Annotated in this window: 18 protein-coding genes and 1 tRNA gene; 12 read left to right on the top strand and 7 right to left on the bottom strand. The window is 43.5% G+C overall.

All coding sequences use genetic code 11. From position 1 onward, the window contains the following. Positions 1–4: 4 nt before the first annotated feature. Entirely contained in the window at positions 5–349 is a 345-nt protein-coding gene (locus QZ135_RS18770) for a helix-turn-helix domain-containing protein (RefSeq protein WP_294612834.1), read from the bottom strand. A gap of 158 nt (positions 350–507) precedes the next feature. Here QZ135_RS18770 and QZ135_RS18765 point away from each other — a divergent pair, with 158 nt between their 5' ends. Next, on the top strand, positions 508–1,101 hold the full coding sequence (locus tag QZ135_RS18765) for a hypothetical protein (protein WP_294612832.1): 594 nt from the start codon (positions 508–510) through the stop codon (positions 1,099–1,101). Between the two features lie 2 nt (positions 1,102–1,103). Beyond that, on the top strand, positions 1,104–1,391 hold the full coding sequence (locus QZ135_RS18760) for a transcription termination/antitermination NusG family protein (RefSeq protein WP_294612829.1): 288 nt from the start codon (positions 1,104–1,106) through the stop codon (positions 1,389–1,391). Between the two features lie 64 nt (positions 1,392–1,455). Here the strand turns inward: QZ135_RS18760 and QZ135_RS18755 are convergent. Further along, a tRNA-Arg gene (locus QZ135_RS18755) sits at positions 1,456–1,528 on the bottom strand. Between the two features lie 203 nt (positions 1,529–1,731). Here QZ135_RS18755 and asnA point away from each other — a divergent pair. Together asnA and QZ135_RS18745 are read left to right on the top strand one after the other, a co-directional pair. Continuing rightward, on the top strand, positions 1,732–2,769 hold the full coding sequence (gene asnA, locus QZ135_RS18750) for an aspartate--ammonia ligase (protein WP_294612826.1): 1,038 nt from the start codon (positions 1,732–1,734) through the stop codon (positions 2,767–2,769). Between the two features lie 146 nt (positions 2,770–2,915). Beyond that, a complete protein-coding gene (locus QZ135_RS18745; protein WP_294612823.1) occupies positions 2,916–3,578 on the top strand; it encodes a uracil-DNA glycosylase in 663 nt (220 codons plus the stop codon). Between the two features lie 37 nt (positions 3,579–3,615). Here QZ135_RS18745 and QZ135_RS18740 read toward each other — a convergent pair whose 3' ends face one another. The 3 genes from QZ135_RS18740 to QZ135_RS18730 form a co-directional block, all read right to left on the bottom strand. Beyond that, positions 3,616–6,384: a putative LPS assembly protein LptD gene (locus QZ135_RS18740; protein WP_294612859.1), complete on the bottom strand. Its 2,769-nt coding sequence runs from the start codon at positions 6,382–6,384 to the stop codon at positions 3,616–3,618. Between the two features lie 79 nt (positions 6,385–6,463). Continuing rightward, entirely contained in the window at positions 6,464–7,000 is a 537-nt protein-coding gene (locus tag QZ135_RS18735; protein ID WP_294612820.1) for an HD domain-containing protein, read from the bottom strand. Beyond that, on the bottom strand, positions 7,001–8,716 hold the full coding sequence (locus tag QZ135_RS18730) for a glycosyltransferase family 39 protein (RefSeq protein WP_294612817.1): 1,716 nt from the start codon (positions 8,714–8,716) through the stop codon (positions 7,001–7,003). Between the two features lie 87 nt (positions 8,717–8,803). On the opposite strand from QZ135_RS18730, the gene QZ135_RS18725 reads away from it, so the two are divergent. Together QZ135_RS18725 and QZ135_RS18720 are read left to right on the top strand one after the other, a co-directional pair. Beyond that, the gene (locus QZ135_RS18725) at positions 8,804–9,178 is read left to right on the top strand and encodes a GtrA family protein (protein WP_294612814.1); all 375 of its coding nucleotides are present in this window, start codon (positions 8,804–8,806) and stop codon (positions 9,176–9,178) included. 56 nt (positions 9,179–9,234) lie between these two features. After that, positions 9,235–10,188: a glycosyltransferase family 2 protein gene (locus tag QZ135_RS18720; protein WP_294612811.1), complete on the top strand. Its 954-nt coding sequence runs from the start codon at positions 9,235–9,237 to the stop codon at positions 10,186–10,188. 34 nt (positions 10,189–10,222) lie between these two features. Here the strand turns inward: QZ135_RS18720 and QZ135_RS18715 are convergent, their stop codons facing one another. Then, complete coding sequence (locus QZ135_RS18715) at positions 10,223–11,191, bottom strand: transporter (RefSeq protein ID WP_294612808.1); 969 nt, start codon at positions 11,189–11,191, stop codon at positions 10,223–10,225. 141 nt (positions 11,192–11,332) lie between these two features. Here QZ135_RS18715 and QZ135_RS18710 point away from each other — a divergent pair, with 141 nt between their 5' ends. From QZ135_RS18710 to dnaA, 3 genes are all read left to right on the top strand, one after another. After that, a complete protein-coding gene (locus QZ135_RS18710; RefSeq protein WP_294612806.1) occupies positions 11,333–12,568 on the top strand; it encodes an N-acetylmuramoyl-L-alanine amidase in 1,236 nt (411 codons plus the stop codon). Between the two features lie 18 nt (positions 12,569–12,586). After that, positions 12,587–13,480, top strand: a complete 894-nt coding sequence (locus QZ135_RS18705) for an MlaD family protein (RefSeq protein WP_294612856.1) — start codon at positions 12,587–12,589, stop codon at positions 13,478–13,480. 350 nt (positions 13,481–13,830) lie between these two features. Continuing rightward, positions 13,831–15,219, top strand: coding sequence for a chromosomal replication initiator protein DnaA (dnaA, locus tag QZ135_RS18700; RefSeq protein ID WP_294612804.1), 1,389 nt, complete (start codon positions 13,831–13,833; stop codon positions 15,217–15,219). Here dnaA and QZ135_RS18695 read toward each other — a convergent pair. Continuing rightward, positions 15,216–15,950: an NADPH-dependent oxidoreductase gene (locus QZ135_RS18695; protein ID WP_294612801.1), complete on the bottom strand. Its 735-nt coding sequence runs from the start codon at positions 15,948–15,950 to the stop codon at positions 15,216–15,218. The genes dnaA and QZ135_RS18695 overlap by 4 nt on opposite strands. A 340-nt stretch (positions 15,951–16,290) precedes the next feature. Between QZ135_RS18695 and QZ135_RS18690 the strand changes: the two genes are divergently transcribed. From QZ135_RS18690 to folB, 3 genes are all read left to right on the top strand, one after another. Then, positions 16,291–18,828 (top strand): adenosylcobalamin-dependent ribonucleoside-diphosphate reductase, encoded by a 2,538-nt coding sequence (locus tag QZ135_RS18690; RefSeq protein ID WP_294612798.1) that lies wholly within the window; start codon positions 16,291–16,293, stop codon positions 18,826–18,828. 135 nt (positions 18,829–18,963) lie between these two features. Continuing rightward, complete coding sequence (locus QZ135_RS18685) at positions 18,964–21,663, top strand: 4-alpha-glucanotransferase (protein WP_294612793.1); 2,700 nt, start codon at positions 18,964–18,966, stop codon at positions 21,661–21,663. Between the two features lie 117 nt (positions 21,664–21,780). Further along, a complete protein-coding gene (gene folB / locus QZ135_RS18680; RefSeq protein ID WP_294612790.1) occupies positions 21,781–22,143 on the top strand; it encodes a dihydroneopterin aldolase in 363 nt (120 codons plus the stop codon). The last annotated feature ends 333 nt before the right edge of the window (positions 22,144–22,476 follow it).

Raw genomic sequence — 22,476 nt, 5'->3', positions numbered from 1 at the left:
TACTTTATCCCAGCATTTCAGCTATCTTTTTCTTTAAATTCAACTTTATTATTTCTTCTGGCTTTAACTCCAGTTCTATGAGAATCTTTGCAGTAGATAGTTTGTACGCCTCTTCATCTCTATCATAATTTGCCTGTCCCTTACCTATAGAATACAGCATAGCAAAATCATAATCCAAAGCTTTAGATACATTATACAAAGTGTCTGTATCAATACTTTTTCGTGTTAACATATAGTCAACACTCTGAGGCTTAACTTGCAGTCTTCTTGATAGTTCAGCCTTTGTCACCTGTTTTTCAGCCATGACCTCCTTTATAACCTCCCCTATATAGATATTAGTCTTTTCCATTGTTATGAAGGTACGATTTATTATTCAGACCAAGAGGAAGTAAAATAATAATTTATCTGTTCATTGATTGCTATTTATTCATAATTTATTTGTTTTATCAAACAAATTATGATACCTTTGTCACAAAATCATATAAACATTAAAACAACCAAATTACTATGACCTTATTAGTGCTTATTCTTATAGCCATTCCTGTCTGTATTTTGACAATTTTATTGTGGATATACAACGACTATCGAAAGTATAAAAGACAGCATTATTCTTTAATTTTGTTGTTTTTGGCATTACCTGCCACTATGCAAGCTCAATATATAGACAAGGATTGCTGTATAAGCTTCAAGTGGTATGAAAACCAAAAAGGAAAATTAGAATATATCAATGAGAATCTCACTTATAACTTCATACCCAATGAAGACTTCTGGGAAATAGTTATCCGGAATAACTCATCTGATGAAGCACGAATCAATTGGAGTAACTCCCAATTCATCATCAACGGGCGAGCATCACAATTACTGCTCTATCCAGTTCCGGAATCACCTCTTACAAAGGAAACAATAAAAGGCAATAGTGAAATCAGCCACACTTGTACTGCAAGTATTTTAATAGAAGATTCGGAAAGAGGGAAGATTTATCATAGAAAAGATATCCGGAAAGGAAACAGGGCGGCAATCAGTATCGTCCTGCCTATATCCATAGCCAACAAGCCCCAATTCTTCAACACCTTTGATTTCGTTGTCACCAAAGCTTACTGATTATGATACTCCAAAACATAAAAGAACGCCTTAATGAGACACGAGGCTGGTATGTTGTACTGACAGCACCACATAAAGAGAGAAAAACCAAAGAAACCTTAGAGAATAAAGGTATGATAACCTACTTCCCTACCCTCTTGGTAAGACGCTACTGGAAAGAAAAAGTGAGGAAAATACAGATTCCCGCAATCAACAGATGTATATTCATCTATGCAACTGACAGAGAAATAGAAGCAATGAAAGGAACATACCCGATTCTCTCAATAGAAGTAGCAGAGATGGGAGATTAAATTTTCTTACTTAAAAGAAAGAAAAAGGGGAATACCGTTATCGATATTCCCCTTTTTACTTTAGTGACCCCGGTGCGATTCAAACGCACGACCTTCAGAACCGGAATCTGACGCTCTATTCACTAAGCTACGGAGCCTTAATGCGGGGACAAAAGTATAAAAAATCCGGGCATATTCCTAATCATTTATCTTTTTTTGCAGCAAACCACTTAAGAGAAGAATGTTATTTTGAGAGCCAGTACAGGTTAATAAGAGACAAAATGCTCACAATTTCAGGAAATTCCAATGCAAATATAAATATTATACCTATATTTGCCGGACAAAAACATAGTATACACTTATGAGTTATCTGATAAAACCAGAGGGCTATAAACCCTTATTGGACTTAAAACAAACAGAATTAGGAATTAAGCAGATAAAAGAGTTCTTCCAATTGAACCTTTCATCTGAATTACGTTTGCGCCGTGTCACCGCCCCGCTTTTCGTACTGAAAGGTATGGGTATCAATGATGACCTGAATGGCGTGGAGCGTGCCGTATCATTTCCAATCAAAGACTTGGGAGACGCACAAGCCGAAGTAGTACATTCTCTTGCCAAATGGAAACGACTGACATTGGCAGATTATAATATTGAACCTGGATATGGTATTTACACCGATATGAATGCCATACGCTCGGATGAAGAGCTGGGAAATCTACACTCCCTTTATGTGGACCAATGGGACTGGGAACGTGTCATCACTGCCGAGAACCGCAACGTAGAGTTCTTAAAAGAAATCGTGAACCGCATTTATGCAGCCATGATACGCACAGAATATATGGTGTATGAAATGTATCCGGAAATCAAGCCTTGCCTGCCTCAGAAATTACATTTCATCCACGCCGAAGAGTTACGCCAGCTCTATCCGGACCTGGAGCCTAAATGCCGCGAACATGCCATTACAAAGAAATATGGCGCAGTATTCATTATCGGCATCGGCTGTAAACTAAGTGATGGAGAAAAGCACGACGGACGTGCTCCGGACTATGATGATTATACTTCGGAAGGTCTTAACGGTCTTCCGGGCCTGAACGGTGACCTCTTACTGTGGGATGATGTATTGCAACGCAGCATCGAACTCTCGTCCATGGGTATCCGTGTGGACAAGGAAGCGTTGCAACGCCAGTTAAAGCAAGAGAAAGAAGAAAAACGTCTGGAACTTTATTTCCATAAACGGTTAATGAGTGATACATTACCTTTATCTATAGGCGGTGGTATAGGTCAATCGCGCCTTTGTATGTTTTATCTCCGCAAAGCACATATCGGAGAGATTCAAGCCAGTATCTGGCCGGAGGATATGCGTCAGGAGTGCAAAGAGCACAATATCTATTTGATTTAGTATTCTATAAACAATAAGAAAAGGCAGAGAGCCAAAATTCTCTGCCTTTTCATTTATCCCCACCCAAAGAAATAATATCAATGCTATATTACAGGAACCGGATTAAAATTGTATCTTAGCGACCGAAACTTTTAACACACAAAATTATGAATGTTCAGATAGAAGAAAGTTGGAAAGCGCGTTTGGAGCCGGAATTTGAAAAAGATTATTTCCACACGCTGACGGATTTTGTACGGGAAGAATACACCCACTATCCGATCTATCCTCCGGGAAAACTAATATTCAATGCTTTTAATCTTTGCCCATTTGACAAAGTAAAGGTGGTTATCATTGGCCAGGATCCTTATCACGGTCCCGGACAGGCTCATGGATTATGTTTTTCCGTCAATGACGGAGTTCGCTTTCCTCCTTCACTGATTAATATATTCAAAGAGATTAAAGACGATATAGGCACTGATGCACCTTCTACGGGTAATCTCACCCGCTGGGCTGAGCAAGGAGTGCTACTTTTGAACGCTACTCTCACCGTTCGTGCACATCAGGCAGGTTCTCACCAGAACCGCGGCTGGGAAACGTTTACCGACGCCGCAATCCGTGTTCTCGCTGAGCAACGCGAACATCTCGTATTCATCCTTTGGGGCTCATATGCACAGCGCAAAGGTGCATTCATTGACCGTAACAAGCATTTAGTACTGACTTCTGCACACCCTTCCCCCCTTTCCGCCTACAATGGCTTCTTCGGGAATAAACACTTCAGCAGAGCGAATGCATATTTAAAGGAACATGGAGAGCAGGAGATAGCATGGTAAAAAAAGAGGGAATTATAGATTTATAATTCCCTCTTTTTTAGTACCATTTAATATTAGTCTGTGTCTGACTCTTCTTATCATATTTCAAGTCCTGCAAAATACTGGCATTAGCACGGATAACGAAGCTGTAATATTTCCATGCGCCAAAAGGAGAGAGACTGGCAGACATGCTGAAACAGTGTAAGTCACGTGTGATATTAAAAGAAGTCTGCACAATCTTTTTAGCATTAAAGTCATAACCGGAATTAAAACTGATGGCCCACTTATTGGAAATCTTAACATTACCATTAATATTAAGGGCATTCAAACTAAACTTATACGGATACCGCATGCTATTTCTGTTGATTGGCTTCGTCGTATCTTCTGTTATATTAAAGCCTGTACTCAGATTTATTGACCAAGGCATTTTGAACACCTGATAACCATCATCATCTACAGCAGCTTTTTCTTTCTTTCGCTTGGTAGGAGCAGTATCCGTCCCGGTGTCATCCGTTTCGTCATCTTCATTTTCCGTATCACTCTGGCCGGCTTTAGTATCCTCCCCATCCGACTTTTCTCCGGTAAAGAATGCTTTCCATTTCTTCCAGGTATCATTGTTGAGCGTATAGCTGAAAGAGTTACCATATCCCTGGAAACGTCCGAAACGTCCATATGACCACTCTGTACGATCACTTGGAACCACATTACCGTTTTTATCAAAGGCGTAAGCATAAGTAGCGAAAACAGAACTCATACTGAAAGTATAACTCTTACTCAACTTCAAGCGCAAGTTTATGGTCAGGTTGCTCCACGGACGCACTTTAGCAGCCGTATTATAAGAAATACTTGCACCTAACTCATCTATCAGGCTGACTTTACGAATGGAGTCATTCTTATCCTTATATTTCATTTCCAGATTATTGGAAATCTGGAATGAAATATTTCCTGACCGACCCTGCCCCGGCACCCCGAACATTTGCCCGGCATACGGAGAATACGTAACTGTATCCTGTGTTCCATCAGCATTGGGTTTGAGATAAGTATCATAATAGCCAAAACCGGAAGAACCAAAGTCAGGTGATGCACTGATGCTGACAGAAGGAGTTATGACGTGACGTATCTGTATCTCTTTCTTCTTCATGAACAATGGCTTGTACATACCGTAAATCTTGGTATTAAGGCCCAGACTGGCACTATAATCATATACCCGGTGAAAACCGTAAATGGTATCGGTATTAACCTCCCCACCTGTGCCACTTGTTCCTCCGCTCGGGTCCCAATCTTTCATCACCTTTCGGGTATACCAGCGTTCTGTGTAGTTGACCGATGGAGTCAGATTGAAGTACTTGAACAAAGTAAACGTGGCACTGATAGGCACCTCGTGTTTCATTCCATTCTTCCAGTCCTTTATCAGGTTAGATTTAAACAAGAGGTTGTCTTTCGTTGTAATACTGTTAGAGAGACGTCCGCTATAGCGTATTGAAATCTTCTCATACCATTTTTCATCACCTGCCGCCTGTTTTCTTTTAAAGGGAAAGATAGTACTCAACGTAATAGTCAAATCCGGTAAAGTCACGGCAATAGCAGAGTCTTTCGTATTCTGTGAAATATTCCCCGTAGCCGAGATCGAAAGTTTCTGGTCAGGGAAGTTGCGAGAGTAGCTGACACTGGACGTTTTTGTATTCTGCGTCATTGCTTGCGAGTTGTACAAGTTACCTACATTGGTACGCTCATAACTACTGGAAGAGAAATTTACGCTCGCTGAGAATGACGAATTAGGATTGGCTTTCGGGTCCTGACGATGTGACCATACCACCTTAAAGTCTTTTGCTACCGCATAGTCGTCCAAACCTTTATCACCCGTTTTGGTAACCTGATAATTGGCCTGAAACAAACCGGAGAATTTATACCGGACATTATAATTTGTTTCAGCATTCAACGCCCATGAACCCTTTGTAAAAATATCCCCCCGCAGTTTCAGGTCCATTTTGTCACTGATAGCAAAATAGTAACCACCCTCCGTCAATCCGAATCCACGGGCGGAGTCGTCCATATAGCTTGGCATAATGAATCCCGATGAATAACTGCTGGAGAAAGGAAAGAAGAAAAACGGAACGGCAAGAGGTAACGGTACATCTTCTATCACCAAATATGCAGGGCCTGTGACGACGTTCTTCTTGGGACGCACCTTGGCATAAGTCATTTGCATGTAGAAATGAGGATGATCGTGATTATCGCAAGTGGTATAACGGCCACTTTTCATATACAGCTCATCATTCATGCCCTTCTTGGCATTATTACCCGTAACATATCCTTCACCCTGCTGGCTGACGACATTACTGATAAGTCCCTTCTTGCTTTTAAAATTATATCGGATGGTATTAGTTTCATAAGGCGTATCACCATCTTTGAAAACCGGCTTTCCTGATACTGTTCCTAATGTATCTTCCACCCCATAAGCATAAACCGTACTACTATCCATATTCATGGTAATCACGGCAGCCGCCAACTCTATCTTTTGATAATTCACCTTTCCGTCTCCATATAAATTAGCCACTCCACCTTGGGTGAACACAATAGAGTCAGTGGCTTCATAAATCACCGGAGCATCCAACGGCTGCTTTTTCTGAGCAGGTTGCAACTGTACCGTGTCATTTTTCAATGTATCCCCCTTTTGCACACCCTCGATATTAAAAGTATCTGTCCGCTCAATTCCAGGGGGAACAGTTCTCCCACGCCGACGTTGCGAAAAGGCCTCGCCGGATAGCAGGAGTAAGACAAGTAGTAGTATGAATGATATGAATGTATTTGCTTTCAATGGCGTAATCAACTAATAGTTTCCGCTTGAAGGGGCAAAAGTACGTAAATTATACGGATAATCTCCCTTTTTAAAGAAATTTAGAATGCTACAAGAACTGTTCGCACCAACAATCAAAACGTTTCAAGCCTGCATTGCCGAAATAAGAAAGACTTTTCCGTGCCTTTTCTACAGTCTTTTCCCGTTCCAGATGAGTTTTAGAATAGAACTTGTCAGCAAAACAGATGACTTGCTCTTCCAGACTAACCGGAAGCATATCCCGATGGGGAACAGGCAGATTTTGTGCAGCAATATCGTCCAGCGAGAGTCCTGCACCTGTATGCCTTTCGCATACCAGCGCATGGCGCGGATACCCCTCCCGACGCATCAGGTCGGCTCCAAGATAGCCATGACAGATGTATGGTTGGTTACCAAAACAGAAGATACCCGGAGCATCTGTCAAAAAGATACCAATATCATGCAACATACCGGCTTCATACAGAAAATCTTTATCCAACTGAAGTTCCGGGTGGTGATCGGCAATCCACAATGCTTTCTCAGCCACCAGACGGCTATGCACCGACAAGATATGTTTCCGTTCATTATCTTCCGGATAATATTTATCAATGATTATGGCAGGTGACATTTATTTCTTTTTAAACTTATACATATAAACTTTAGCACGTAAATCGCAGCTACGCTTCTGCGTAAGGAAGATTTCTTCAAACTCATATTGACTACTGAAGTTCGCCAATAACTGTTTATTTTCCTTCTCCGATGATATGACATATCCTTCACCGGATGGTAATTCCGTTTCAAAATGCCGCATCTGATCGCCCATATAGAAGTTGATACCATAGAAACTCATACCATCATACGAATAAACCGTTCCCTGAGGCACATACTCCCTGATTTGATTAAGGATATGCTTGTCTGACTTGACAGCCAGCACCGTAGGCTGGTATACTGCATCCAATGAGACAAACAGGCAAAGCATACATCCGGCAATACTATATAATAAGGAGTAAGCGCCAGCCTTCTTTGCCACTCCCCTCCATGTGCAGACCGCAGCAATCAGTGGAAGCGCTACCAGACACCATTTGGGAATAGAAAGAGAAACTTCTTTCAAAGCATGCATAAAAGCAACATTCTCGGCTGCGTGGCGACCGGTTCCGAAAAGACTGTCCGGCACCAATCCTAAACGTACAACAATGAAGGTAGCCGTCAGTATCAGACACAGAGAAGCAAAAATGTTAGCAGAAATTTTAAATACCTTTGCCCCACGCTGTACCAAAGCTAACAAATACTCAGCCATCAGTACTGCCATGAACGGATAAATAGGAAGCAGATATACACTGCGCTTACTCTTGGGGATACAATAGAATATAAAAATAAAGAGAATCACTACCCACGTAAATAGTTGTATGGGCGACTGTGAACGAAACTTATCCCAAGCTTTCCTGATGCGTCCACCGACAGATGTACCTTCGGGCAAAACCCTGATATTTTTCCATTTAAGCCCAAAGAGAGAAATAAGCAACACAAGAGTCCAAGGAATCCATCCCCAAATAATGGTCAGGAAATTATACCAAACCGGATTTTCATGTGACTCATAGGACATCTTACCCATGAAACGCCCTGTGTTCTCCTCCAATACCAAATCAATAAAAGCTTGTCCACCCTGTGCGTAAGCCGCGCCAACCCAAGCAGCATAAGGAAGCAGAGAGAGCATTCCTACAGGTAGCAACAGGAAAAATGTCTTCCAGAAAGAACGTCCACGCAGCAACTGGTAAAGTCCTATACAGACACAGGGGAATATAGAACCTACCGGACCTTTAGTTAATGTGGCACAGCCCATCAACAAAACAGCTAACCAGGGAATACCACGACATCCTTTCTCATCCCAGCGGAACAACAAGCACAATGAAATAACAATGAACGACACCTGTACCATATCTACACGGCAGGCCACCGCCGCCCGATGTACTTCAAAAGAGGATAAAAGAAGAATAGAAGCAAGAAAAGCTGTCTTTATGCCTTTACGTTTGGCTATAAAAGAAAAGAACACCAACTGCATGGCCAAAAAGGCAAGAGCCGACGGAAAGCGGGATGAATATTCCGTAACTCCACCTAAAAGAGAAGAGACGGCAGCAATCGCCCAGTAAAAGAAAGGAGGCTTGAATGCTATATCGGTTCCATAATTCACCGGAAGTATCCAATTACCACTCTCCAACATAGAGAAAGCTACAATAGCCTCACGAGGTTCTCCTTTAGAATAAAAAATAGTTTCTCCCAGGAAAGGAAGTATCACAAGCGCACTCAGTATTGCTATGAACCAAAATGCTTTTTTCTTTTCTGACATAATATTCTCTCGTTGTTTATGATTTCCGCCCGCAAAAGTACGATTATTCTCCAACAATGCCTAACTTTACAGCTTCAAATCAAAAAGATGAAAGATCTGAAGCAACTACCGGAATTTATACGTTTTGCAATGGTAGGCATTTTTGCCACTGCGCTACATTATGGATTGTATTTTTTGTTTCAATGGCTTATTAATGTCAATATAGCCTACACTATAGGATATGTAATCAGTCTCATCGCCAATTTTTACCTGACCGCTTATTTCACCTTTAAGCGTAAACCCTCATGGAGAAAGGCTTTCGGATTTGGAGGCGCACACTTAGTCAACTATTTACTGCACATGGGATTATTCAATCTTTTCCTCTGGATTGGACTTCCCAAACCCATGGCACCCATTCCGGTATTCTGTATCGCTATCCCAGTCAATTTCCTGTTAGTCAGGTTTATTTTCAAAAAGAGATAACAATCATTTGTTTTTCTCCCGATTTCTTACGAATATTGCAAAAAGAATAATTGATTATGGAAAAATCCCCAGTACTTGCCATCGTAGTGCCTTGCTATAAAGAAGAGGCCGTCTTACACGAAGCACACAAACGCTTAACCCAATTGCTTGACCTCCTTATAGCTAAGGGGAATATTTCTCCTAAAAGCTACATATTGTATGTAAACGATGGCAGTACCGACCATACTTGGAGCATTATCAAAGACCTTCACCAAAATACTCCTTATGCCTGCGGTCTGAATCTGGCTGGAAATGTAGGGCACCAAAATGCGCTCATAGCCGGTCTAAACGCTGTTAAAGAGAGATGTGATGCCGCCATTTCCATAGATGCCGACTTACAAGACGACATCAATGTCATCCCCGAAATGCTGGAACGCTACAGAGAGGGCTGTGATATTGTATATGGCGTGCGACAGGAACGTAAAACTGATACCTTCTTTAAACGTACCACCGCTCTTGTCTTTTATCGCCTGATGAAACTAATGGGAGCAAAATCGGTCTATAATCATGCAGACTATCGCTTAATGAGCAGCCGCGCCGTCCGCCAGCTCTGCCGCTTTCGCGAACGTAATCTTTATCTGCGTGGCTTGGTACCTCTCATCGGCTACCAAACAGCCTGCGTCTACTACAATCGTGACAAGCGTTTTGCGGGCGAATCGAAATACCCTTTCAAGAAGATGTTGAACTTTGCCATCGACGGCATTACATCTTTTTCGGTCAAGCCTGTACGTATGATTTTCTGGCTAGGTTGCATCTTCATCCTCGTAGCTGTGTGCGTCACTATCTGGACCCTACGTGCTTACTTCCTCCACAACGCCGTGCCGGGATGGTCATCTCTGATGATTTCTCTCTGGCTGGTTGGTGGTGCAATATTAGTATCTCTGGGAATTGTAGGCGAATACATCGGTAAAATATATATTGAAGTAAAAGACCGCCCACGCTACAACGAAGAAGAACTGTTGCTACGTTAGAGATATAGTCTTTCCCCCGCGTACTTACTTCCTATCATTCAATAGAAAGTTGTTCCTCTCTTTTCCTTTTCTTCCATAGTTGCCAGCTATTTATCAGATTCTGCCACAGAACATAAGACCCCGGCCCTACGGAAGAAAGCGGATTCAGATAGGTATAAGCCATCCAGATGGCAAGCACCGTATTTTTCTGCCCCAAAGCCTGACCACCACTGATACGGTCATTATAACGTCCGCCAATATTCTTACCCAGAAAGAATTGCAGGCAGCAGGCTATTAATCCTGCAAGTGCTATCAGAATTTCAACAGACACCGGTGCATCACTAATCACCAGCGAGCGGACTGTCTGTCCGGATACGATGGCAAGCGCTACCCCCCACAAATAAAAAGCAAGATCATGGAACCCCAATAAGAAATGGTGCACACGCGGCATAAACACCCTCAGAAACCATGCCAGAAAGAAAGGAAAAAGCAATAACGGAAAAACCTTACTCAGAATTTTCAGAAAAGCTGCAAAGAAACTCATATCGGCATGAGGTTCTACCAACGGGAAAACCAGTGGAACAGCCACCGCCGCCAGCAAATTAGACAATAAGGTATAAGTAGTCAGTGTAGATGCACTACCTCCCAGCTTGCCCGTGATGACAGCCGCCGCCGTAGCAGTAGGGCAAATCACACAAACCATCGCTCCTTCAAACACCTCCCTGTAAATTTCGTCCATAGGACAACATACCAGCAAAGTGGCAATCGCCAGACAAGAGACAGTCTGAAACAACAACAACCAACCATGCCACGCCTTGGGTTTCAGTTCATTCAGATTTTCTACTTTACAGAAAGTAAGCAACAGTTGGGCAAATATCAGCAGAGGAGTAATATACGCAATCAAATCATTGATATATGGTTTGGTAGGCGCCAAGAAAGGGACATTCGCAAGGATGAAGTATCCCAAAGTACCTGTAAGCATCGCCAATGGCAATGTCCAGTTCTTAAGAAAACGAACTAACATACCTATTTTCTATTTAATTTGCGGATGCAAAGTTAGTCTGTTTTAAAGAAATCTATCACAAATCAGGGAGAAAAGTAACAAAACTTCATGCAAAGCATCAGTTTTCTATAAATTTCCACTACATTTGCAACGACTTTTGGTATGAAACTCTGTAAACGACACATATTATATATCTGCATTTGCTTCGGGCTGTTCATTTCCCCTTTCTGCACCAACAGCATCGAAGCAAAGGATTTCGTTGTCGTTATTGACGCCGGACACGGAGGTCATGATCCCGGTGCTTTAGGCAAGTTCTCCAAAGAAAAAACTATCAACCTGAATGTCGCACTCAAATTGGGAAGACAAATAAAGAAGAACTGTCCGGACGTAAAAGTGATATATACCCGCGAACGGGATGTATTTATCCCCCTTGGTAAACGAGCGGATATTGCCAACAATGCTAAAGCAGATTTATTCATCTCCATTCATACCAATTCCGTAGCAAAGAATAATACTGCCAAAGGAGCCTCTACATGGACACTTGGTCTTGCCAAATCGGACGCTAATCTGGAAGTAGCCAAACGAGAAAACTCCGTTATTTTATACGAAAGCGATTATAAGACGCGCTATGCAGGATTCAATCCCAATTCGGCAGAGTCTTACATCATATTTGAGTTTATGCAAGATAAGTACATGTCCCAAAGTGTACATCTGGCTTCGCTCGTACAGAAAGAGTTCCGCCACACTTGCAAGCGTGCAGACCGTGGTGTGCATCAAGCCGGTTTCCTGGTACTCAAAGCCAGTGCCATGCCCAGCATCCTGGTAGAACTCGGTTTTATATCCCATCCGGAAGAAGAACGTTATCTCAACTCTGAAGCAGGAAGCACTACACTCGCCAACGGAATTTTCCGCGCTTTTCTTTCTTATAAACGCGAGCATGAGATACGGATGACCGGAAGCAGCCGCACGATACTGCCGGAGGAAACAGATGCCGGTAAGGTAGAAGAAGCGGATACAATCGAAAAAAAAGCAGAAACAGTTCAAAAGCCGACGACATCTGCTGCCAACAATACCGGGACAAAACAAAATACGGGAAAAACGCCCAATAAGCAAACCGATAACACCGGTCCCGTGTTTAAAATACAAATACTGACTTCTTCCCGTCCGATTGCCACCAATGACAAACGACTGAAAGGACTGAAAGGTGTAGAACATTATCAGGAAGGCGGACTCTATAAATATACATATGGGGCATCGACCGATTATAATAAAGTGGCACGTACTAAACGTGAAATAGCGCCGAAATTCAAAGACGCTTTTATCATCGCTTTTAAAAATGGAAAGAAGATGAATGTCAGTGCGGCTATTGAGGAATTTAAAAAGAAAAGAAACAAATAATAAGACTATAACATCATGATGAAGTATCTTACTAAAGAAGTTAGAATAGGGCTTGCAGGCATTGTTGCCCTCTGCATATTGGTATATGGCATCAATTACCTGAAAGGTATCCACATGTTCAAGCCTACCAACTATTTCTACGTAAAGTTCCATAATATCAATGGACTGACGAAGTCAAGTCCGGTCTTTGCCGACGGATTCCGTGTAGGTATTGTGCGTGACCTCTACTATGACTATAACGAACCCGGAAAGGTAGTTGCGGAAATAGACGTAGATCCGGAACTGCGCATACCGAAAGGTAGTACTGCCGAACTGACCTCCGAACTGATGGGGGGAGTGAAGATGAACTTATTACTGGCAAACAATCCGCGCGAAAAGTACCTGACAGGCGACACGCTGCAAGGTAATGTCAACAACGGTGTAATGGACCAAGTAGCAACGATTATGCCACAAGTAGAAAAGATGCTTCCCAAGTTGGACTCCATCCTTGCTTCACTGAATACCATACTTGGAGACCCTGCCATCCCCGGCACATTACATAGTATGCAAGGTACAATGGCGAATATGGAAATCACCAGCCGGCAGTTACAGGCTATTATGAGTAAAGATATTCCGCAGCTTACTCAAAAACTAAACACTATTGGCGATAACTTCGTCGTTATCAGTGATAACCTGAAGGAAATAGACTACTCTGCTGCATTCGCCAGCATAGATTCCACACTGGCAAATATAAAAATGATTACAGACCAATTAGGCCGGAAAGATAACACCATCGGATTGCTTCTGAACGATCCGTCACTTTACAATAATCTGAATGCAACAACAGCCAATGCAGCCGACTTGCTTGAAGATCTGAAATCACATCCGAAAAGGTATGTTCATTTCTCCTTATTCGGCAAAAAAGATAAGTAGAGAAAGTCCCTTTAAATAGAATTAGTCTAAATAAAAGGGAGTAAGCTAATTGGGAAGAAAACACCCGATAAGTCCGTGTAGAAACTAAAGCACCCCCTTCTACAGAATCATTCCAAAAGTTAAAGATTTCAGTCCTTACTTGTATATTCAACTATAGTACAGAGACTTATAAAAAAACAATAGCCTTCCAAAGACGCTATTTATATGCAACAAGATAAGTAGTTGAAAGTAAAGAGCTTATTGCTTTTAACAGAAAAACAAGAAAAAACACATTTGTTTTTTTGAAATAAGATTGCCAATTTTGCAGGCGTAGAAGTTTCGCTTAATTAATAAATGTATTTAAAGCCGTTATGAGTGAATTAAATCATGTCGGGCTATGGAACCGCTGTCTTGAGATTATCAGAGACAATGTTCCTGAGCAGACATACAAAACATGGTTTCTCCCCATCATACCTTTGAAATATGAGGACAAGACGCTGGTTGTACAAGTACCCAGCCAGTTCTTCTATGAGTTTTTGGAGGACAAGTTCGTTGACTTGTTGCGTAAAACTCTATACAAAGTGATTGGTGATGGTACCAAGTTATTGTATAATGTTATGGTAGATAAGAGTTCACGTACTACCGTCAACCTCGAATCTACTCCCCGCACTATTATTCCACAAAAAAAGATAATTGGCAAAGAGATACCGCAAACTCCTATTGCAGATTTAGACCCACATCTGAATCCGGAATACAACTTTGAAACATTTATTGAAGGCTATAGCAACAAACTTTCTCGCAGCGTAGCAGAAGCTGTCGCTCAAAACCCGGCGAAAACCATTTTTAATCCGCTGTTTTTTTACGGAGCATCAGGTGTAGGAAAAACACACCTTGCAAATGCTATCGGCACAAAAATCAAGGAACTCTACACGGATAAAAGAGTATTATACGTATCAGCACACTTGTTTCAGGTACAATATACAGATTCTGTGCGTAACAATACTACAAACGATTTCATTAACTTCTACCAGTCAATAGATGTATTGATTATCGATGATATTCAGGAATTTGCCGGTGTTACTAAGACACAGAATACTTTCTTCCACATCTTTAATCACTTACACCAGAACGGCAAACAGCTCATCCTAACTTCAGACCGTGCTCCTGTACTATTGCAGGGTATGGAAGAACGCCTCATCACCCGTTTCAAATGGGGAATGGTAGCTGAACTGGAAAGACCGACGGTAGAATTGCGCAAAAATATTCTTCGTAATAAAATCCATCGTGATGGCTTACAGTTTCCGGCGGAAGTAATAGATTACATTGCAGAAAACGTAGGCGACAGTGTTCGTGACCTGGAAGGTATCGTTATCTCTATCATGGCACACTCTACTATATATAATAAGGAGATTGACCTTGAACTGGCGCAACGCATTGTGCGGAAAGTGGTGAAAAGCGAAAGTAAAGCAGTCACTGTTGACGACATTATCAATGTGGTATGCAAACATTTCTCTCTGGACACCGCTACGATTCATACCAAATCACGGAAGCGCGAAGTGGTACAGGCGCGTCAGATAGCCATGTTCCTCGCTAAAACCTACACGGATTTTTCTACGGCAAAGATAGGTACGCTGATTGGTAACAAAGACCACGCAACCGTATTGCATGCATGCAAAACCATTAAAGAATTACGGGAAGTGGACAAAGCTTTCCGTGCTGAGATAGATGACATTCAAGCATCATTAAAAAAGCAGGGTTAAAAACCCTGCTTTTTTATTACATTCCAAAGATTCTCCGACATTGCTTCGTTATCCTCTTTCTTATAACGTACATCCGTAAAGACTTGAGCTAATGTTTCTTTATTATTTTCAAGAATGAACTGCTTATTTTCAGGCAAAGATTCTTTATAAGCATACAAGCGGTCTATGTCTTCCGGCGTATAATCATGATAAGTCTCCTCATGTATAATGGCCTCTAGTGGCAAACGATCCACTTGAGCAGGCTCCTCAGCAGGCCAACCCACCGTCACTGTAGTAATAGGGAATACTAACTCCGGCAACTCCAGAGCTTCGATAATCATTTGCGGGTTATAAGTAGTCGTTCCCAAATAGCAAATTCCCAAGCCTTTTTCTTCAGCAGCTACACAAAAAGTCTGTGCTACCAGCAGAGCATCTACAGATCCGGTCACGAACCATTCAAGATTATTATATCCGGGAACTGCTTTTCGCTGTTCGCACCACTTGCTGAAACGACGCAGGTCTATACAAAACGTCAAAACCACAGGTGCGCTTTGCACCATCGGCTGATTAAAATGAGCTGGTGCCAGCTTAGCTTTCCTGTCAGCATCACGCGTTACAATTACACTATACACCTGCATATTCCCCACTGTAGAAGCACGGAATGCGGAATCAAGCAAATCATTTAACAAATCAGGAGAAATATCTTTCTGCTGATATTTGCGGATTGTTCTTCTTTGTTTTAGGATTTCCATTCTTTCATTTTTTTGCAAATATAGGAAAAGAATGACAGACTATTGCTAAATAGCGAGTCTAAAGTTTGACTATGTTTTCTAAAAGCAAGTATGCTACTTATCATGCCTCTAGTATTAATTTTCTTTTTGGAAAACTTTTTGTTCACCACAAATTGCTAATATTCTATAAATCAACAAACTATTATTATAAAACGGAAAACTCACACCCTGTTCATAATTTATTCTCTTTTTATTTTGATATAACAAAAAACATGCTTAGCTTTGCAATCACATTTGTTAATGATAGGTATTACTTCTACACTCTTACTTATTAAAAAATAAATCTAAGGAAAAAAGCATCGTGGAAAAACAAACTTATTCTTACGAAGAAGCCTATGAAGAATCTTTACGATATTTTCAGGGTGACGAACTGGCTGCGCGTGTTTGGGTAAACAAGTACGCAGTAAAGGATTCTTTCGGAAATATTTACGAGAAATCTCCGGAAGACATGCATTGGAGAATAGCCAATGAAGTAGCCCGTATTGAGGCTAAATACTCTAATCCACTAAGTGCAGAGGAGTTATTCGAATTGCTCGACCACTTCAAGTACATCGTTCCGCAAGGAAGTCCGATGACCGGAATTGGCAACAACTACCAGGTAGCATCTTTATCCAACTGTTTCGTTATCGGAGTAGATGGCGAAGCCGATTCATATGGTGCCATCTTCAAAGTAGACGAAGAACAAGTGCAACTGATGAAACGCCGCGGTGGCGTAGGACACGATTTGTCGCACATCCGCCCGAAAGGTTCCCCGGTAAAGAATTCAGCGCTGACTTCCACAGGGTTGGTTCCTTTCATGGAGCGCTATTCCAATTCTACGCGTGAAGTTGCTCAGGACGGAAGACGCGGTGCACTGATGTTGAGCGTATCTATCAAGCACCCTGATTCGGAAGCATTCATTGACGCCAAGATGACAGAAGGTAAAGTGACAGGTGCCAACGTATCAGTGAAACTGGACGATGCTTTTATGCCGGCCGTTGTCACAGGCACCCCGTATATACAACAATACCCTGTTAATTCTTCCGAGCCGACTGTGCAGAAAGAAATCAATGCCACCAACCTGTGGAAGAAAATCGTTCACAATGCATGGAAATCGGCAGAACCGGGTGTATTGTTCTGGGATACCATATTAAAAGAGTCAGTACCCGATTGTTATGCCGACCTGGGATACCGCACTGTTTCTACCAATCCATGTGGTGAAATCCCTTTGTGTCCATACGACTCCTGCCGTTTGCTCGCTATCAATCTTTACTCTTATGTGGTGAATCCTTTCAAGCCGGATGCATATTTCGACTTCGAATTGTTCAAGAAACATGTAGCTTTGGCTCAACGCATCATGGACGATATCATCGACCTGGAATTGGAGAAGATTGAGCGTATTATAGAGAAAATTGATGCCGACCCCGAAAACGAAGACGTGAAGCACACGGAACGTGTATTGTGGGACAAGATATATAAGAAGAGCGGACAAGGACGCCGCACCGGTGTAGGTATTACTGCCGAAGGCGATATGCTTGCTGCATTGGGATTGCGTTATGGCACGGAAGAAGCCACAGAGTTTTCCGAAGAAGTACATAAGACTGTTGCCCTGAACGCTTACCGCTCATCTGTAGAGATGGCAAAAGAACGTGGTGCTTTCGAGATCTATGACACCGAACGAGAAAAGAATAATCCGTTCATCAACCGTTTGCGCGAAGCTGACCCGGAACTGTATGAAGAAATGAAGAAGTACGGACGCCGTAATATCGCCTGCCTCACCATTGCTCCGACAGGTACTACCAGTTTGATGACACAGACCACTTCCGGTATAGAACCCGTATTCCTACCTGTGTACAAACGCCGCCGTAAAGTAAACCCGAACGACACCAATGTACACATCGACTTCGTGGATGATACGGGCGATGCTTTTGAAGAATATATTGTCTTCCACCCCAAGTTTGTGACGTGGCTCGAAGCAAAAGGATACGATCCGGCCAAACGCTATACGCAAGAAGAGATCGATGCTTTGGTTGAGCAATCACCTTATTATAAAGCAACCTCCAATGATGTGGACTGGCTGATGAAAGTCAAGATGCAGGGACGCATCCAGAAATGGGTGGACCACTCTATCAGCGTAACTATCAACCTTCCGAACGACGTAGACGAAGACCTGGTGAACCGCTTGTATGTGGAAGCATGGAAGTCCGGTTGCAAAGGCTGTACGGTTTATCGTGACGGCTCCCGTTCCGGCGTACTCATTTCGGCAAAAAGCGATAAGAAGGAAGACCTGCCTCCCTGCAAACCGCCTACGGTGGTAGAAACCCGTCCTACGGTACTTGAAGCCGACATCGTACGCTTCCAGAACAATAAGGAGAAATGGGTAGCATTCGTCGGTTTGCTGGACGACCATCCATATGAAATCTTCACCGGTCTCCAGGACGATGATGAAGGTATCATCCTGCCGAAGAACGTGACGACCGGACACATTATCAAGAACGTGGATAAAGACGGCAACAAGCGTTATGACTTCCAGTTCCAGAACAAACGTGGTTACAAAGTCACCATTGAAGGTCTGTCCGAGAAGTTCAACAAAGAATACTGGAACTACGCCAAGCTGATTTCCGGTGTATTGCGTTACCGTATGCCTATCGAACAGGTTATCAAATTGGTCGGTTCTCTGCAACTGGACAGCGAAAGCATCAATACCTGGAAGAACGGTGTGGAACGCGCTTTGAAGAAATACATTACGGACGGCACAGAAGCCAAAGGCAAGAAATGTCCGAATTGCGGCAACGAAACACTTGTATATCAAGAAGGTTGCCTCATTTGCACCACTTGCGGAGCTTCGCGTTGCGGATGATATTTGATGTGCAGAAAGCAAGCACAAACGTTTGCATAGGATTTTAAAAAACTTAGATAGCGATAGCTGCGTGATTATGCGGAATAATGTCTATACTTGCATAATCATTGCAGCTATTACTAAATCTAATATTATATGATACTATCTTTTCATATCGAGTACCGCACCAGTTGGGGTGAAGAGGTCAGAGTCATAGGCTCTGTTCCGGAACTGGGTGATAATCAACCCGGAAAAGCCGTACCATTACAAACCGTAGATGGTATTCACTGGACTTTAGAAGCGGACATTCAAGCGCCGGAAAACGGCATTGTTCAATACAGTTATCAAATCTATCGCGACGGCAAAAACATACGGACGGAGTGGGATAATCTTCCCCGCACTCTCTACGTATCAGGTGACAAGAAGAAAGTATACCGCCTGCAGGACTGTTGGAAGAATCTGCCCGAACAGCAATACTTCTACACAGCCGCCTTCACAGAATCCCTGTTGGCACACCCCGAACGCAATGCCGCTCCAAAGAGTCACAAGAAAGGGTTGTTGATAAAAGCGTATGCCCCGTGCATCGATAACGACCACTGTCTGGGCATTTGCGGCAACCAGAAAACGCTGGGAGATTGGGATGCAGACAAAGCCGTTCTCATGAGCGACGCCAACTTCCCCGAATGGCAAGTTGAAGTGGATGCCGGAAAAATCAGCTTCCCGCTGGAGTATAAATTCATTCTTTATAATAAGAAAGAACGCCGTGCCGTGGCATGGGAGAACAACCCCAACCGCTACATGGCCGACCCGCAAATAGGCACTAACGAAACGCTGGTAATCGGCGACCGTTACGTTTACTTCGCCCTGCCCGACTGGAAAGGTGCCGGAGTAGCCGTTCCCATCTTCTCGCTGCGTTCCGAAAAGAGCTTCGGCGTAGGTGACTTCGGCGACCTCAGGAAAATGATAGACTGGGCAGTGCTCACCCGCCAGAAAGCCGTGCAGATATTGCCCATCAACGACACCACCATGACACACACGTGGACAGATTCTTATCCGTACAACAGCATTTCCATTTATGCTTTCCACCCCATGTATGCCGACCTCAAACAGATGGGAACGTTGAAAGACAAAGAGAAAATGGCAGAGTTCAATAAGCGGCAGAAAGAACTGAACGCTCTTCCTACCGTGGATTACGAAGCAGTAAACCAAACCAAGTGGGAGTATTTCCGCCTGATATACAAACAAGAGGGCGAGAAAGTGCTGGCATCCGAAGCCTTCCGCCAATTCTTTGAAAACAATAAAGAATGGTTGCAGCCTTATGCCGCATTCAGCTACCTGCGCGATGCCTACAAAACGCCCAACTTCCGCGAATGGCCGAAGTTCACCGAATATAAAGCAGAAGAAATTGAGAAACTGTGTCAGCCGGAATCTGCCGACTATCCACACATCGCCATCTATTTCTTTATCCAGTTTCACTTGCACCTGCAATTGCTGGCAGCAACTGAACATGCACGCGCCAACGGCGTAGTGCTGAAAGGCGATATTCCTATCGGTATCAGCCGCAACAGCGTGGAAGCGTGGACGGAACCCTACTACTTCAATCTGAACGGCCAAGCGGGTGCACCACCCGATGACTTCTCCGTGAACGGCCAGAACTGGGGCTTCCCCACTTACAACTGGGATGTAATGGAGAAAGACGGTTATTCCTGGTGGATGAAGCGTTTCCGCAAGATGTCGGAATACTTCGACGCTTACCGCATCGACCATATTCTGGGTTTCTTCCGCATCTGGGAAATCCCGATGCACGCCGTACACGGATTGCTGGGACAATTCGTCCCCGCTCTGCCTATGACGCGCGAAGAGATAGAAAGCTACGGAATGGCGTTCCGCGAAGACTTCTTCGTGAAACCGTATATACATGAGTATTTCCTAGGACAGATGTTCGGTCCGCACACAGATTACGTGAAACAGACATTCATAGAGCCTACGGACACTTGGGAGATTTATCGCATGCGCCCCGAGTTCGACACCCAACGCAAAGTAGAGGCTTACTTTGCCGGAAAGACGGACGAGGACAGCATTTGGATACGCGACGGATTATATGCACTCATCAGCAATGTGCTCTTTGTGCCCGACCGCGAAGACCCGAACAAATTCCACCCCCGCATCGGTGTGCAGCACGATTTCATCTACCGAGCACTGAATGATTGGGACAAGGCGGCTTTCAACCGCCTGTACGACCAGTACTACTATCACCGCCACAACGACTTCTGGCGCGATCAGGCTATGAAAAAGTTGCCGCAACTGACGCAATCCACCCGCATGCTGGTGTGTGGTGAAGACCTCGGTATGATACCCGACTGCGTGGCTTGGGTAATGAACGACCTGCGCATCCTCAGTCTGGAAATACAGCGCATGCCGAAAGACCCGTCGCAAGAATTCGGACATCCGGATTGGTATCCGTACCGCTCTGTTTGCACCATCTCTACGCACGATATGTCCACGCTTCGCGGTTGGTGGGAAGAAGATTTCCAACAGACGCAACGCTACTACAACTCCATACTGGGGCATTACGGCACCGCACCGGCATTTGCTACCCCGGAACTCTGCGAAGAAGTGGTGCGCGCCCATCTTTACAGTAACTCCATCCTTTGCATCCTCTCCTTACAGGACTGGATGGCTATGGACGGCAAATGGCGTAACCCCAATGTACAGGAAGAACGCATCAACATACCCGCCAACCCAAGACATTACTGGCGCTACCGCATGCACCTGACACTGGAACAACTGATGAAAGCGGAAAGCCTGAACGAAAAGATTAAAGGATTGATAGAACAGACGGGACGGAAAGGGTAATGACCACCTTCCCAGTTAGAAAACAGGCGGATAGGTCCGAAGACTTATCCGCCTGTTTTCTTTGTACAGTGGTAGAGAATTCTTATTTTTGTCACTTACCAGTTATTCTATTTGATTATGAACAGTTACATATTCCTTGATAATGTCCGTTTCTTCGCCTATCACGGTGTAGGTGAACAGGAACGCGAAGTGGGTAATGAGTTTGTCATTAACCTGAGGTTGAAAGTTGACATTGCCCGTGCTGCCGAGACGGACGACGTGACACACACCGTGAGCTATGCCGATGTATACGAGAACATTAAAGCAGAAATGGACATCCCCTCCAAATTGCTGGAACACGCCTGTGGGCGCATCGTGAAACGACTGTTCCGCACCTTCCCCGCCGTAAAAGGCATTGAGTTGAAACTTGCCAAGCGTAATCCACCTATGGGAGCCGATATGGATGCGGCAGGAGTGGAAGTGCACTGCGAAAGAGCCTGACTATAATAACTTTTTTGCAAAGTTGTCAGCACTCCAGCACTGACATACTTCAATCCTTTTGTTGATGGGTGTTCACTCGCAGTGCTGACAACGTGATGATGAGTGTTGACAAACGGTTTGTCAGCACTCACCGAGTTCGGTTTCCACGAAGGGGAACGCGCGTTCCCACGTAAGGGAACGACAGTTCCCATTAAAGGAAACTCGAGTTTCTATGAGGAGAAACCCCAGTTCCCAGCTCAGGAAACTATTGTTCCCGTGGGAAGAAATGTACTGTACTGGATTTAGTTGACAACTTCGCTTGTTATACCTAAGTTAGTTTACTCAATATATTTT

It is taken from the genome of uncultured Bacteroides sp., from assembly GCF_905207245.1.
GTDB lineage: Bacteria > Bacteroidota > Bacteroidia > Bacteroidales > Bacteroidaceae > Bacteroides.
The sequence above is the reverse complement of the archived record's forward strand: the minus strand, read 5'-3'. Positions and strand labels throughout refer to the sequence as shown.

Excerpts from the sequence above, each read along its gene's own strand:
- QZ135_RS18715 (WP_294612808.1), bottom strand. The coding sequence starts at position 11,191 with ATGTTAGTTCGTTTTCTTAAGAACTGGACATTGCCATTGGCGATGCTT.
- asnA (WP_294612826.1), top strand. The coding sequence starts at position 1,732 with ATGAGTTATCTGATAAAACCAGAGGGCTATAAACCCTTATTGGACTTA.
- QZ135_RS18760 (WP_294612829.1), top strand. The coding sequence starts at position 1,104 with ATGATACTCCAAAACATAAAAGAACGCCTTAATGAGACACGAGGCTGG.
- folB (WP_294612790.1), top strand. The coding sequence starts at position 21,781 with ATGAACAGTTACATATTCCTTGATAATGTCCGTTTCTTCGCCTATCAC.
- QZ135_RS18695 (WP_294612801.1), bottom strand. The coding sequence starts at position 15,950 with ATGGAAATCCTAAAACAAAGAAGAACAATCCGCAAATATCAGCAGAAA.
- QZ135_RS18720 (WP_294612811.1), top strand. The coding sequence starts at position 9,235 with ATGGAAAAATCCCCAGTACTTGCCATCGTAGTGCCTTGCTATAAAGAA.
- QZ135_RS18705 (WP_294612856.1), top strand. The coding sequence starts at position 12,587 with ATGAAGTATCTTACTAAAGAAGTTAGAATAGGGCTTGCAGGCATTGTT.
- QZ135_RS18745 (WP_294612823.1), top strand. The coding sequence starts at position 2,916 with ATGAATGTTCAGATAGAAGAAAGTTGGAAAGCGCGTTTGGAGCCGGAA.
- QZ135_RS18735 (WP_294612820.1), bottom strand. The coding sequence starts at position 7,000 with ATGTCACCTGCCATAATCATTGATAAATATTATCCGGAAGATAATGAA.
- QZ135_RS18770 (WP_294612834.1), bottom strand. The coding sequence starts at position 349 with ATGGAAAAGACTAATATCTATATAGGGGAGGTTATAAAGGAGGTCATG.
- QZ135_RS18725 (WP_294612814.1), top strand. The coding sequence starts at position 8,804 with ATGAAAGATCTGAAGCAACTACCGGAATTTATACGTTTTGCAATGGTA.
- dnaA (WP_294612804.1), top strand. The coding sequence starts at position 13,831 with ATGAGTGAATTAAATCATGTCGGGCTATGGAACCGCTGTCTTGAGATT.
- QZ135_RS18765 (WP_294612832.1), top strand. The coding sequence starts at position 508 with ATGACCTTATTAGTGCTTATTCTTATAGCCATTCCTGTCTGTATTTTG.
- QZ135_RS18685 (WP_294612793.1), top strand. The coding sequence starts at position 18,964 with ATGATACTATCTTTTCATATCGAGTACCGCACCAGTTGGGGTGAAGAG.
- QZ135_RS18730 (WP_294612817.1), bottom strand. The coding sequence starts at position 8,716 with ATGTCAGAAAAGAAAAAAGCATTTTGGTTCATAGCAATACTGAGTGCG.
- QZ135_RS18710 (WP_294612806.1), top strand. The coding sequence starts at position 11,333 with ATGAAACTCTGTAAACGACACATATTATATATCTGCATTTGCTTCGGG.